Below are 395 nucleotides of genomic sequence, written 5' to 3'. Positions count from 1 at the left end.
GTCGCCGACTGCGCCCGTTACGACAGGCTCAGGAGGGCAAGTTGATGGAACGCACACAGGTTCTCGAACTGATGAGCACGTTGAAGCTCTACGGAATGCGCAGCGCTTATGACGAGGTCATGGGCAACGGCATCAAACGGCAGCACGAACCGCCGCGCATTGTCGGTGACCTCCTGCAGTCGGAGATCGCCGAGAAGCAGGCCCGATCCATTCGCTACCAGCTCAGCATCGCCAAGCTACCGCTTGCCAAAGATATCGACGACTTCGCCTTCGCCGATACGCCCGTCAATGAATCCCTGGTGAGAGAACTGGCTACGGGCACCTTCGTCGCCGATCAGCGCAACGTCGTTCTCGTCGGCGGCACGGGAACAGGCAAGAGCCACCTGGCTATCGCA

1 protein-coding gene is annotated in these 395 nt (G+C 60.3%); it reads left to right on the top strand.

Translation table 11 applies throughout. The features are described from left to right. Positions 1 to 44: 44 nt before the first annotated feature. On the top strand, positions 45 to 395 hold a 351-nt coding region (locus ABFT80_RS27995; RefSeq protein ID WP_347975230.1), incomplete at its 3' end, for an ATP-binding protein.

Source organism: Foliimonas ilicis (assembly GCF_039939195.1).
Lineage (GTDB): Bacteria > Pseudomonadota > Alphaproteobacteria > Rhizobiales > Rhizobiaceae > Foliimonas > Foliimonas ilicis.
The sequence above is the reverse complement of the archived record's forward strand: the minus strand, read 5'-3'. Positions and strand labels throughout refer to the sequence as shown.